The 12,875-nt window shown below is 61.4% G+C and carries 11 protein-coding genes and 1 tRNA gene; 4 read left to right on the top strand and 8 right to left on the bottom strand.

Annotation, left to right across the window (positions count from 1 at the left end; translation table 11 throughout):
* Positions 1-68: 68 nt before the first annotated feature.
* Entirely contained in the window at positions 69-1,160 is a 1,092-nt protein-coding gene (locus tag GOB82_RS01155; protein ID WP_166118576.1) for an NADH:flavin oxidoreductase/NADH oxidase, read from the top strand.
* A 129-nt stretch (positions 1,161-1,289) separates the two neighbouring features.
* On the opposite strand, the gene GOB82_RS01150 is transcribed toward GOB82_RS01155, so the two are convergent.
* Positions 1,290-2,582, bottom strand: a complete 1,293-nt coding sequence (locus tag GOB82_RS01150) for a DEAD/DEAH box helicase (RefSeq protein WP_166119630.1) — start codon at positions 2,580-2,582, stop codon at positions 1,290-1,292.
* Positions 2,583-2,880: 298 nt separating this feature from the next.
* Complete coding sequence (gene panB, locus GOB82_RS01145) at positions 2,881-3,687, bottom strand: 3-methyl-2-oxobutanoate hydroxymethyltransferase (RefSeq protein WP_166119627.1); 807 nt, start codon at positions 3,685-3,687, stop codon at positions 2,881-2,883.
* A 178-nt stretch (positions 3,688-3,865) separates the two neighbouring features.
* On the opposite strand from panB, the gene GOB82_RS01140 reads away from it, so the two are divergent.
* Positions 3,866-3,951: transfer RNA gene (locus tag GOB82_RS01140), tRNA-Tyr, on the top strand.
* Positions 3,952-4,265: 314 nt separating this feature from the next.
* On the opposite strand, the gene GOB82_RS01135 is transcribed toward GOB82_RS01140, so the two are convergent.
* The 4 genes from GOB82_RS01135 to GOB82_RS01120 form a co-directional block, all read right to left on the bottom strand.
* Entirely contained in the window at positions 4,266-5,114 is an 849-nt protein-coding gene (locus tag GOB82_RS01135; protein WP_242007137.1) for an SDR family NAD(P)-dependent oxidoreductase, read from the bottom strand.
* A gap of 47 nt (positions 5,115-5,161) precedes the next feature.
* Positions 5,162-6,046, bottom strand: coding sequence for an S-methyl-5'-thioadenosine phosphorylase (locus GOB82_RS01130; protein ID WP_166118573.1), 885 nt, complete (start codon positions 6,044-6,046; stop codon positions 5,162-5,164).
* The gene (locus GOB82_RS01125; protein WP_377792159.1) at positions 6,033-6,818 is read right to left on the bottom strand and encodes a cytochrome c1; all 786 of its coding nucleotides are present in this window, start codon (positions 6,816-6,818) and stop codon (positions 6,033-6,035) included. The genes GOB82_RS01130 and GOB82_RS01125 overlap by 14 nt, the downstream gene beginning before the upstream one ends.
* A gap of 80 nt (positions 6,819-6,898) precedes the next feature.
* Complete coding sequence (locus tag GOB82_RS01120) at positions 6,899-8,092, bottom strand: cytochrome b (RefSeq protein ID WP_166119619.1); 1,194 nt, start codon at positions 8,090-8,092, stop codon at positions 6,899-6,901.
* A gap of 284 nt (positions 8,093-8,376) precedes the next feature.
* Here GOB82_RS01120 and hemF point away from each other — a divergent pair, with 284 nt between their 5' ends.
* Both hemF and GOB82_RS01110 read left to right on the top strand, forming a co-directional pair.
* Complete coding sequence (gene hemF, locus GOB82_RS01115) at positions 8,377-9,291, top strand: oxygen-dependent coproporphyrinogen oxidase (protein ID WP_166118571.1); 915 nt, start codon at positions 8,377-8,379, stop codon at positions 9,289-9,291.
* Between the two features lie 149 nt (positions 9,292-9,440).
* On the top strand, positions 9,441-10,610 hold the full coding sequence (locus GOB82_RS01110) for a hypothetical protein (RefSeq protein ID WP_166118569.1): 1,170 nt from the start codon (positions 9,441-9,443) through the stop codon (positions 10,608-10,610).
* On the opposite strand, the gene GOB82_RS01105 is transcribed toward GOB82_RS01110, so the two are convergent.
* On the bottom strand, positions 10,575-11,177 hold the full coding sequence (locus GOB82_RS01105; protein WP_166119616.1) for a Smr/MutS family protein: 603 nt from the start codon (positions 11,175-11,177) through the stop codon (positions 10,575-10,577). The genes GOB82_RS01110 and GOB82_RS01105 overlap by 36 nt on opposite strands.
* Positions 11,178-11,352: 175 nt before the next feature.
* Complete coding sequence (locus GOB82_RS01100) at positions 11,353-12,786, bottom strand: cytochrome-c peroxidase (RefSeq protein ID WP_166118567.1); 1,434 nt, start codon at positions 12,784-12,786, stop codon at positions 11,353-11,355.
* Positions 12,787-12,875 lie beyond the last annotated feature (89 nt).

Genomic DNA, 12,875 nt, shown 5'->3' with positions numbered 1-12,875 from the left:
CGATAATGGTTCGATTATTGTCGAACTATTCGCTCACCGGCACCATCTCAAAAAAAGGGCCCTGGTTCATGCCAACTCTGTTTGACCCGTATAGCTTAAAAGATGTCACTCTGCGCAACCGCATTCTTGTGGCCCCCATGTGCCAGTATATGGCGCAGGACGGCGTGCCGAATGACTGGCACCACGTGCACTATGCCAGCCTTGCCCGTGGCGGCTCCGGTCTGGTGATTGTGGAAGCCACGGGTGTTTCCCCGGAAGGCCGCATTACCCCCGGCTGCCTTGGCCTGTGGAATGATGAACAGGCCGCGGCCTTTGCCCCGATTGTGGAGTCCATTCGCAAGGCAGGCGCTGTGCCGGGCATCCAGATTGCCCATGCAGGCCGCAAGGCCAGCGCCAACGTACCGTGGGAAGGTGATGACCATATCCCGGAAGGAGACCCGCGTGGCTGGCAGCCCATCGGTCCTTCCGCCATTCCGTTCGGCGCGAACCTGCCCCGCACGCCCACGGAAATGACACTGGACGACATTGCCCGTGTGAAAGCCGATTTTGTAAAAGCTGTTGAACGCGCACGGGATGCCGGATTTCAGTGGCTGATGTTGCACTTTGCGCATGGCTATCTGGCCCAGAGCTTCTTTGCGCCGAATTCCAACACACGCACGGACCAGTATGGTGGTTCTCTTGAAAACCGCAGCCGCTTTCTGGTGGAAACACTTCAGGCCGTGCGCGCTGTCTGGCCGGAAAACCTGCCGCTGAGCATTCGTTTTGGCGTGATTGAGTTCAACGGCCATGACGATGAAAATCTGCGTGACTCCATCGTCCTTCTCAAGAAACTCAAAGAGTCAGGTCTGGATTTTCTTGATGTCAGCATCAGTTTTTCCACACCTGAAGCACAGATCCCGTGGGGTCCGGCCTTCATGGCCCCCTATGCGCAGCAGGTGAAGCAGGAAACCGGCCTGCCTGTTTCCACATCCTGGTACATCAGTGATGGTCGGCAGGCCGATGCCCTGATCCGCACCGGAACACTGGATGCCGTAGCGCTGGGCCGCCCCCTGCTGGCTGACCCGCACTGGCCCTATGCGGCGGCCCGCGCCGTGCACAAAAAGCAGCCTGCCGATGTGCTGCCGCCACCCTATGGCTGGTGGCTGAACCGCTACCAGTAAAGCCTGCGCTTGAAACACTGTGTGCCCGCCGTCCAATCTGGGGGCGGGCACAGAGCGCGCACGGGGCAAACGCGGCCAGAAAACGTCAGCGCCGGGCACGAAGCTCGGCGCTCCTGAAAGTGTAACGGCTCAGGCGGCTCCGCCAGCCGCCTTGGCTGCGGCCCGCGCGGCCTGCTTTTCTTCCTCGGTCCAGACTTTTCGCACGCGCTTTTCTTGCGGCTTGACTTCCTTGGGGGGTGTGCCGCCCAGCAAGGGAGGGCGCATGGTCGAGTTGCGTGCTTCTTCCGAGTGCCAGGGATGGTCCTCATGAACACTCAGGCTGCGGCCAATTTCCCGTTCCACATCCCGCAGCCACGCCCGCTGCTCGGCATCGCACAGCGTGATGGCAAAACCGGTGCGCCCGGCGCGGCCGGTTCGGCCGATACGGTGCACATAGCTTTCCGGCAGGCTGGGCAGATCATGATTGAAAACATGCGTGACAGTATCAACATCTATGCCGCGCGCCGCGATATCTGTTGCCACCAGAACCTGCGCCGTGCCGGCACGGAACGCATCAAGCGCGCGCTCCCGCTGGCCCTGAGATTTGTTCCCGTGCAGGGCCTCCGCCGTGAAGCCGGCCTCGGTGATGAAAGTGCAGACTTCGTTTGCAATATTCTTCTGCAAGGTGAAAACCACCGCCTGCCCGATACCGGGCGTGCGCAGCAGTTCCAGCAAGGCCGTTTTTTTGTTGGCGGCATCAACAAACATGACGGACTGCTCAATCCGGTCAACCGTGGTTGAGGGCGGAGCGATTTCGACCTTTGCCGGGTCACGCAGCAGGCTTTCGGCCAGTGTCGCAATGGATTTCGGCATCGTGGCTGAAAGCAGCACGGTGTGCCGGTCCTGGGGCAGCGTTGCGACAATACGTTCGATCGGCTTGGCAAAGCCCATGTCGAGCATCTGGTCAGCCTCATCCAGCACCAGCGCTTCAAGCTGTGACAGATCACACAGACCCTGCGAGACCAGGTCCAGCAACCGCCCCGGTGCCGCCACGATAATATCCACCCCATCCCTGAGTGCATTGGTCTGATGCATCTGGCTGACGCCACCAAAGATTGTCGTCACACTGATATTGAGATGGCGACCAAAGCTTTCAAACCCATCCGCAATCTGGGAGACCAGTTCGCGCGTGGGCGCAAGCACCAGAACGCGCGCCCCGTTCCTGGGTGCCGGGCGAGGAGACGCTGCAAGACGATGCAGCAGCGGCAGCGCGAAGGAGGCCGTCTTGCCCGTGCCGGTCTGGGCCATGCCCAGCAGGTCACGCCCTTCCAGCAGCAGCGGGATGGACTGTGCCTGAATCGGGGTGGGGGTGACATACCCGGCCTCAGCCAGTGCGCTCAGCAGGGCCGGTGCCAGAGAAAGATCGGCAAAAGTCATGGACATGGTCATGCGGCGCCTCCGGCGCTTCACTCAAGGCTGCGCCTGTTGGGGCTCGCGGGTTGGGGAGGAGGTGTTCTACGGGTGATGGGGGTTTGCGTCAACGCGGAGAGTTAAGCAACACACAGCGGTTTTTTATTCCACCTGCGTCCGCTATGCCGCCACCCTCCAAACCGCCCCCACTCCATGCCAAGGCCTCCCCCCAGAACAACTGACAGGAGGCCAATGGCTGGCTCCCCCAACCATACGCAAGGGAAAACCAGCCACCAGTTTCAAGAGAAAGACTCTTTTGAAAATACCCGACTCAGGCGTCTTTTTTTGGCATCCCAACGCATTGTTCCGGACCGGGGAAGCTCCGGTTGCGCACGGCCTCGGCATACTCTGCCACGGCCTTGTCCACCTGCTCCCCAAGGTTAGCAAAGCGTTTGACAAAACGTGGAGTAAAATCAGGGAAAAGCCCGAGCATATCTTCCGCCACCAGCACCTGCCCGTCACACGCCGGAGAGGCCCCGATCCCGATGGTCGGGATAGAAAGCGCTTCCGTAATCTCACGCGCCAGCGGCTCCATGGTACTTTCAATCACCAGTGAAAAAGCACCTGCTTCTTCAATGGCTTTTGCATCCTGCATGACCTGCTCTGCCTCACTGCCACGGCCCACGGTGCGAAAACCACCATGCGTATGCACAGATTGCGGCTTCAGCCCGATATGCCCGATAACCGGAATGCCACGCTGGGTGAGGAAGGCCACAGTCTCGGCCATTTCCACGCCGCCTTCCAGCTTCACGCACCCGGCGCCGGTCTTGGCCATAATCTCGGCGGAGACGGCAAACGCCTGCTGCGGGCTTTGCTGGTAGCTGCCAAAGGGCAGGTCAATGGCCACACAGGCGTTCTGGCTGCCGCGCACAACGGCCTGCCCGTGGGCAATCATCATCTCGGGCGTGACAGCCAGAGTGGAGTCCATGCCGTAAACCACCATCCCCAGAGAATCCCCGACCAGCAGCAGGTCACAATGCGGGTCCATCAGGCGCGCCATAGGCGCTGTATAGGCCGTAAGGGCAACAATGGGTGTATCGAGCGCCGCCAGTGAGCGCGGGGTGTGCCGTCTGGCCATCACATGTTTGCTCAAGAACTACTCTCCTGCTCAAAAAGCTGCTGAGCCGCACCTTCCCTGACAACACATGGGGCTGTCCACCCACCGGGCCAAAAGTTTTTTCCTGAATAGGGAAAGAGAATGAAAACACAGTGTTGACAACGGGCCACATGACCTCTAATTCCTCCCTCAACAACCCGGAGGGATGCCCGAGTGGCTAAAGGGGGCGGACTGTAAATCCGCTGGCGTACGCCTACGTTGGTTCGAATCCAACTCCCTCCACCATTTTCCCAAATTTCAAATAAGAAGCAAAACCTTTCGGAAATCCGAAGTGTGTTTCAGCGTCTTTCACCGTTTCAGAGTCTGCCCGAGCAGAGTGTCTGACCGGAGCGTTCCGCCTGCCCGCAGGACTGTGCATTCATTCCGCATCTGTCACAGGCACGGACCGCTTCTTTCCAATCCCGAAGTTCCCATCAGATCGCATAATGCGGACCCACCTGAACGCCGGTTCAGCATTTCTGATTCACTGTTTCTGGTCGCTCAGGGTTTCGTGAAGTTCCGTGTTTCCTGAACTTCAGCGTTTCAGCATCTGCCGGGACTTAGCGTTTCTGGCCCGCCAGATATTTCTGTAACCCCTTGCGGCCCTTTTTAAGCAGGATCGGCAGGATCAGCCGCCAGACGCGGGGCATCATCAGCATGAGCTGCGCCAGAATGCCGTCCCCACCACTGGGGCAGAACACTTCCGCCCGCGGGCGGCGCAGCAGGCCCATCACCAGACAGGCAATCCCATCCGCCGTGGCCGGAGCCGTCACGAAATTCAGAGGGGAGCCTCCGCTTTCAATCTCGCGCCGGAGCATGGGCGTATCGACCGCACCGGGAAACACGGAAGAGACATGAATGCCGCTCTTCCGCACATCCTGCGCCAGAGAAAGAGCAAACCCGCGCAGCCCGAACTTGCTGGCGGTGTAGATGCTGCTTCCCTCCAGCGGCACCAGAGCCGCCATGGAGTTCACGAACACCACATGCCCGCCGGAAGGAATATGGGGCAGCAGCCTCATGGTCAGCAGAATGGGCGCTTCAAGATTGACCATAATCTGGCTGGAAACAGAGGCCGTATCTCCCCCGCCCATGCGCTGCGGCACAATCACGCCCGCGCAATGCACCAGAGCCTGTACAGGGCGGCCCAGCGCCACAACCTGCGCCACAACCTGTTCAATCTGTTCAGGCTTGGTCAGATCACACGCAAGGGGGGTGACAAACGGCTGCCCCTCACCGCCCCCGCTCAGGCTGAGCGCCAGAACATGGTAGCCCGCCGCCACCAGCCGGGTGACAAGCGGTACACCAATGCCACCCGCAGCCCCGGTTACAAGGGCCAGCGGGCGGGCTGAAGAGCGAAGGTAGTCAGGAATCGTCACGCGTGCAAAGCCATTCATTCTTTTGGCTAGCATTCGCCCGTTTTGCCGAGACACGCAAGAGAGGCTGTATGGGGCACCCCTTACAGCACACGCCCGGCAATGGCCTTCAGTTTGGTGAGCAAAGCAGGGTCCCGTGCTTCGGGGGCGGTAATCAGGGCGTATTCCAGTGCCCGGTCACACCCGGCGGAGCACAGGTCACGCGGCTGGCCCAGTGCGGGAATCACGGCCTTGACCAGCGCCTTGGCTCTGGCGGAATTGCCCTGCATGATTTTCACCACGCTTTCCACTGTCACGTTGTCATGCTCTGTGTGCCAGCAGTCATAGTCCGTCACCATGGCGACTGTCGCGTAACAGATCTCGGCTTCACGCGCGAGGCTGGCCTCGGGCATGTTGGTCATGCCGATCACGGAGCAGCCCCAGCTCCGGTAAAGCTCGCTTTCCGCACGGGTGGAAAACTGCGGGCCTTCCATCACCAGATATGTGCCGCCGCGTGTGGCCTCAAGGCCGAGCTTTTTAGCCTGCTCTTCCAGCACATCGCCAATGCGGGCGCAGAGCGGGTCCGCCATGGAAATATGGGCAACGCAGCCGGTGTCGAAAAAGCTCTTTTCCCGCCAGACCGTGCGATCGATAAACTGGTCAACAATCACAAAATGCCCCGGCGGCAGTTCTTCCTTCAGGGAGCCGACAGCGGAGAGTGACACAATATCCGTCACGCCGGACATCTTCATCGCGGCGATATTGGCGCGGTAGTTCAGGCGGCTCGGCGGGATGGGGTGCCCCCGGCCGTGGCGCGGCAGAAACACGCAGCGCACGCCGTCCAGCCTGCCAAACATGAGCTGGTCCGAGGGCAGACCCCACGGGGTTTCAACGGTTCGCCATTCCTTGTCTTCCAGCCCGTCAATATCATACAGGCCGGACCCGCCAATAAGACCGATGACAGGTTCCACAAGTTCACTTTTCGACATGAGACCAGATTCTCCGTTTCAGGATGACGAGAAGACAGGCGAGAAAACACAGATACAGCACAACCCCAACCCCCAACCTGCGTTTATCATCCGCATGCGGGCTGGAAATCCACGCCAGAAAGGTTGTGACATCCCGCGCTTCCTGCTGCGCGGTGGGCCGGGTGCCATCCGCATACACCACGGCATTTTCCCGCAAGGGCGGCGGCATGGCCGTGCGGTGCCCGATTGCATAAGGGTTGGCAAAGCCCGCCTCGGCTCTGGCCGCCCCGGCACCCGGCGCGGAAGCTGAAGAGGCATAGCCGGTCAGCAACGCATACACACGGTCTGCCCCGCCGGGGTAAACCTGCACAATACGGGAGAGGTCAGGCGGCACGGCACCACGGTTTGCCGCGCGCGCGGCCTCCGGCCCGGTATAGGGCGCGGGCAGCGCATCATCCGGCAGGGCCTTGCGGTGCGTGAGGCGCCCTTCCGCATCCCGCCCCGCCACAACCTGCCAGGATGCGGCGAGAGCCGACACCTGCTCCGGTGTCAGCCCCATGCCGCCAAGATCGGAAAAATGCACCTGCGTCAGGCTGTGGCAGGAGGCACAGACCCCGGCAAACACCGCATACCCGCGCTGCACGGCGGCCAGATCAAAATGCCCGAGCGCCCCCCGGAAAGACCAGTCCTGCGCAGGCGCATGCGCCGGTGCTCCCGCGAAGGACTCAGCCTGCGCGGGGGGCGTAAAGCTCCAGCGCCCCTCCGGTACGACAGCACTCACCCCCGTCAGCACAGGCCACAGCAGGCCGCCTGCAGCAAGAACACCCGCACACCGCTGCACAACCGGCCGCAAAGCCGGAGGAAGGCACACGCTCAAGACCGCAGCTCCTTCTGTGCCAGCCGCGCATAAAACGGCAGAAACGCGAGGAAATAGAGGTAATAGCCCAGTGTTGCCAGACGCCCCACCAGCATCCACCCCCCCTGCACATGGTGCCGCCCTGCAAGACCGCAGAGCACAAAGGAACAGGCCAGCACGGCCAACGCCACACACGGCAGCCAGCGCAGGCCTCCCCACCGGCCCGCGGCACAGGTGGCCGCCGTGCCACGGTCCAGCCACGGCACCAGAAACAGGATAGCCACCGCCCCGCCAGACACCAGAAGCCCGCCAAACTTGGAGGGCACAGCCTGCAACATGCCGTAAAATGGCAGGAAGTACCATTCCGGTTCGATATTGGCGGGTGTGTGCAGCGGGTTGGCCGGGCGATAGTTTTCCACCTCGCTCACCAGCCCCGGCCAGAAGCACATCACCAGTGTAAACAGAATGGCCAGAACCACCACGCCAAGCGTGTCCTTGACGGTAAAATAGGGATGAAACGGCAGCATGCGGCTCCGCCCCGCAGCATCCGGGAGTGTCGCGCCGGAAGCGCCCCCAGAGCCGGGGCGATAACTGGGGCTGGTGCTGCCTTTGGCGTGCAGCACCGCCACATGCAGAACCACCATGCCGACAATGGTGAACGCCAGCGTGAAATGCAGCACGAACATCCGGTGCAGCGTGGCGGAACCCGGAGCATCTCCGCCCAGAAAAACCTGCTCCAGCGTGCCGCCTATCAGCGGGATAGCCCCCACGGCCTTGCTGGCGACATCCGCCCCCCAATAGGACATCTGCCCCCAGGGCAGCACATAGCCCGCGAACGCCGTGACCATCACCAGCACCAGCAGCAGGGTGCCGATCGTCCACAAACCCTGACGCGGCGCCCGGTAGGACGCATAACACAGCCCACGGAACACATGCAGATACAGTGCAGCCATGAAAAACGTGGCCCCTGTCATGTGCAGGCTGCGCAACAGCCAGCCGGAGGGCGCACGCCGCTCCAGCGCCTCGACAGAGCTGAAGGCCAGTGAGGCATCCGGGGTGTAAGTCAGCGCCAGTGTCAGGCCGCTCAGCAGCATCAGGGCCAGAAGGGCCACCAGCATGGCCCCCACGGTCCAGAGAAAATTCAGGTCTCGCGGCAGCGGAAACGCACCATATGCACGCACAAATGCTGCCACTCCCACCCCTGCGGGCATGGGTGCGGCCTCGGGCGCGGATGCAGGCTCAGCCCCACCCGGCGGCTCCGGCGCAAGCCCCCCGTGAGCCTGATCCGCCTGCTCCCGGCTGGATGGTATCTCCGCCATCTGGTTCCCCTCTCCCCTGCCCGACACGGCATCCCGAACGCCATGCAGACCAGTGTTCCCGTGTTTAACGATGAACGGCATGATCTTGCAATGATCGCCAGGAAGGGGCACCTCTAAAGGCTTTAGCAGGCCCGGCTGAGCTTCCAGCCGGGCGTGAGAGGAAAAAAGAGCCGGTTATGACTCCCACAAAAGCGTATTCTGTGCCCGCCCACACAGCCCTGAAGGCCGACGCCCAGACATGGTTTGAAACGCTGCGCGACAGGATCTGTGCCGCTTTTGAACAGATTGAAGAAGACGCCGTAGAGCAGAATACGCCCGTCCTGTCCGGCCATGAGGCCGCTGGCCGGTTCGAACGGAAAAGCTGGCAGCGCCAGAATGAAGATGGCACCCCCGGTGGTGGCGGTGTCATGAGCCTGATGCGAGGCCGGGTTTTTGAAAAAGTGGGCGTGAATGTCTCCACTGTGGAAGGCCGCTTCTCTCCCGAATTTGCCGCGACCATTCCCGGAGCTTCGGAAGACCCGCGCTTTTTTGCAACCGGCATCAGCCTTGTGGCGCATCTGTGCAGCCCGCTGGTACCCGCGGCACATTTCAACACCCGCATGATCATCACCACGCAGGGCTGGTTTGGCGGCGGTGGGGATATCACCCCCATGTTCCCCGAAAGTGCTGAAGCCATTGAGGATGCCGCGCGCTTCCATGCCGGGTTCGAGCAGGCCTGCGCCCGCCATAACCCGGAATATTATCCGCGCTTCAAAGCATGGTGTGACAAGTATTTCTATCTGCCGCACCGCAATGAACCGCGCGGGCTGGGCGGTATTTTTTATGATCGGCTGGATAGCGGGGCCACCGCGCAGGACTTCGCGTTCACCAAAGATGTCGGCCTGGCCTTTCTGGAAACCTACCCGGAAATTATCCGGGGCCGGATGCAGGAAGAGTGGACCCCCGAGCAGCGTGAAGCCCAGCTTGTGCGCCGTGGCCGCTATGTGGAATTCAACCTGCTGCATGACCGCGGCACAACCTTTGGCCTGAAAACCGGAGGCCATACGGAAGCCATCCTCATGAGCATGCCACCCGAAGTCAAATGGCCCTGAGGAAACGAGGCCATGAAACAGAACGACCGTAATTTTGCCGCAGAAATCTGATGCGATCAGGCTGGTCCAGTAAGATTGATCTCCCTGATTTTATCGGGCCGCCTTTCAAGGATTCTTGGACAGACAAGACGACAGGGAGTTTTCCGCACTTGCCGCGCACTGATCAGCCGGATCTTCCATCCTCCGCCAGACCGCTCTCCCGCCGCCTGCTGCTGGGCGGCCTTCTGGGCAGTGCTGCCGCCTGTCTTGCCCCCTCCCGGCCCGCCCGCGCGGCTTTACCGGTGGATGATCAACCACCAGCCCCGCTTATTGTCGCTGGCACGTCAGACAGCCTGTGCGGCCAGTGGGCTGCCCTTCTGGCCCCGGCTCTGGCGGACGAACTGCGCTATACAACTCCCTTCCCCCTCCGCATGACCACCGGGTGGGACGGCGTAACCGGTGCTAATCTTTTTGACATTCAGCAGGAGCAGGCCACGCCCCCTTCCGGGCTGGTGGCCCCCGGCACAGCCCTTCTGGCGGCCCTGACCGGTGACCCCCGCGTGCATTATGACGCCCAGCGCTGGCTGCCTGTCTTCATGAGCCGCCAGCCCACCGTGGCCGTGGGCAAGGTCAGCCTGCACCGCACCTTTGCCAGCATCCTGCAGGGTCGCCCTCTACGGGTGGGCGTTTCCACCCTTTCAGGGCCTGAACTGCCTACGCTTGTCGCGCTGGACCTGCTGGGCATGCGCCCTCTGCCCTGCCCCGGCTATGGCACGCCGGATGCCGCCCTGACCGCCCTGAAGGCGGATGAGGTGGACATGATCCAGCTCCCGTTTGATGATGCCTATGAAGAACGGATGGCCGCCCTTCAGGATGAAGAGCAAGGCAGCCTTGCCCTGTTTTCCAACATCCTGCCCACAGAGGTTTCCCCCCGCCTGCGTCTGCCGCCTGATTTTACAACCATTTTCCGGCAGGAAAGAAAGCGCGTGCCCTCCGGCCTGCTCTATGATGTCTGGAAAACCACAGCCACCGCTGCCAGCCTGAAAGCCGGGCTGATGTTACCGGTCCTGACACCGCCGGACGTTGTGGCCCGCTTCCGCCATGCCGCGCAGGTCGCTGCAGGCACCCAGCCCCTGCGGGCCCATGCGCGTGAACAACTCCAGACACTCACCAGCGGCATGCCCTGCGTTGCCGCCTATGCGGACATGATGCCGGGCCTGGACCGCATTCTGGCCCTGCGGCGCTGGCTGGCGGTCAATACACCGCGCTGGACACCTTACTGGACGCCCCGCGCGCATGATCCTTCAGGACGCCCCCTGCCCGCGGCGGCGGCGCAGTAGAATACGGACTGACCCCTTATTGCCCGCATGCGGGTAGGCCACCCCTAATATTCTCTGCCGGATATCGGGCCGGGCCAGCCAGTGCGGCAGTTCCCGCCGCAAGATACCGCCCTCAAGCCCCGAACCAAGCCCCGTGACCACTTCCACACAGCGCAGGCCGCGCACCGTGGCGACATCCATGAATTCCATCAGCCGACGATAAGCGTCCTGCGCCACCATGCCGTGCAGGTCCAGCCGCCGCTCCACCTTCATCCGGCCATCCGTAAAGGTGCGCCAGCTGTAGGTATCAACACCGGGCAGACGCTGGCCGATCCCCTCTGCGGGATGCGGATCGCGCTGCACCTGCACGGGCGGTGTTGTTGCGGAGGAGAGAGCTGGAGGCACGAGCAGCAGGGGCTCCACAGTCTGTAAACGGCGCTTGTGCCGGGGCACCTTCTTCTCCACCGGGGACAGGCGCTTTCCCTGAGCCTGAGCCTGAGCCTCAGCCTCGGCCGCAGCTTCTTCCGCTCCCGCGGCGGAGCGTTCCGGCCGGGGGGCGTGCAAAGGGGCCACGTCCCGCACCACCATGGACCACAGCGCCTTTTCTTCTTCCCGGAGATGACGCCGCCTGACCACTGGCTTTCCTTCCCTTTATGCCCTCTCCCAACAGAAAACGGCCCATCTGCAAGCTTATCACCTGCTGATGGGCCGCTTTTCAAGGGATCAGTCCGTTTATCGGGATGATCCCACTCTTTTTATAGCATCAGTGCGCCGGGGCGGGCTGAGCCAGATCGGCCAGAGAGCGGCCTTCATATGTCCCGGTCAGGCTCTTGAGGAAGGCCACAATGTCCTGCACATCCGCATCGGAAATCGCGCTGTCCGGCGTCTGATATTTTGCCATTTTGCGCACGGCGTCTTTCAATGTCTGCGTGCTGCCATCATGGAAATACGGTGCTGTCAGCTCAATATTACGCAGGTTGGGCACCACGAAGCGGTGAAGGTCCGACTCTTTATGCGTCACATTGTAACGGCCTTCGTCCGCTGCGGTGATCTTGCCGCCCCGATCCTTGAAGTAATCGGCTTCCAGACCCATGACTTCATAGGCGCCACCACCCAGCCCAATGCCGCTATGGCAGCCCGAGCAGCCGATGCTCTTGAATTTTTCATATCCGCGTTTTGCCTGTTCGCTCAGCGCGCTGGCATTGCCTTTCAGATACTCGTCAAACGGGCTGTCCGGCGCGATCAGCGTTTTTTCAAACTCGGCAATGGCGGTGGTAATGGTGTTCTGGTCCACCTGCGCATCCGGCCCGTAAGCGGACTGGAACATGGAGGCGTAGTCCGGGTTGGCAGTCAGCTTCTGCGCCACGGCAGGCCAGTCATGCGAACCCATTTCAACCGGGTTCATGACCGGACCGGCCGCCTGGGCAACCAGATCAGGCGCGCGCCCGTCCCAGAACTGGGCGATCTTGAAGTAGGCATCATACACGCTCGGCACGTTGATGGGGCCTTTCTGGCCGCCAATGCCGGTTGCCGTCACCAGATGGTCCACACCACCATGGTTCAGGTCATGGCAGCTTGCGCAGTTCAGTGTGCCATCACCAGACAGGTTTTTATCGAAGAACAGCTTGCGGCCCAGAGCCACCTTTGCGGCATCCACCGGCACGCTTTCCGGCACAGGGCGCACCGGCTCTGCTGCGAACTGTGGTGCGGCCCCAGTGGTGGCGTAGTTCTTGCGGCGCGTTTCCTCCACCCATTTCAGCACAGCCTGACGCTCACCGTCAGACAGATGCGCATGCCAGTGCATGAGCAGATACAGGGTGGGCGGCATGCGGTTCTGGGTGATGACTTCCTCAATACGGGAAAGCTGCTCTTCAGAGGGCGGCGTCCCTGCGTTGAACGCTTCCAGCACAGGCTCGATGCGGAAGTGGCGCAGCCCTTCGTGCAGATCCTTTTCCATCAGCCTGTTGGCAATGGGCAGCTTGAAGTAAAAAGGCAGATCACGGCCAACAGCATGGCAGTAATCACACCGTGCTTCCCTCACGACATTGAACGCCGCCAGAGCCACCGGGTCCTTTAAAGTGGGGGACGCCGCAGGAAGTTCGGGGGCAGTTACATGGTCAAAGTGGGTCAGGAACGCGACTGTCCCGCCATAAGCCAGAACACCCACCCCTACCAATGAAACTATTAATCTGCGCAACGCCACAACTCCTGAGCTTCTGGAAATACCGAATATCTTTTATTCTCTGCTATCAGGGTTGTGTTTGATACATATCAAAATGTCAAAAC

It is taken from the genome of Acetobacter farinalis (assembly GCF_011516935.1).
In the GTDB taxonomy this organism is placed as follows: Bacteria; Pseudomonadota; Alphaproteobacteria; order Acetobacterales; family Acetobacteraceae; genus Acetobacter; species Acetobacter farinalis.
This window is presented reverse-complemented; position numbering and strand designations above follow the sequence as displayed.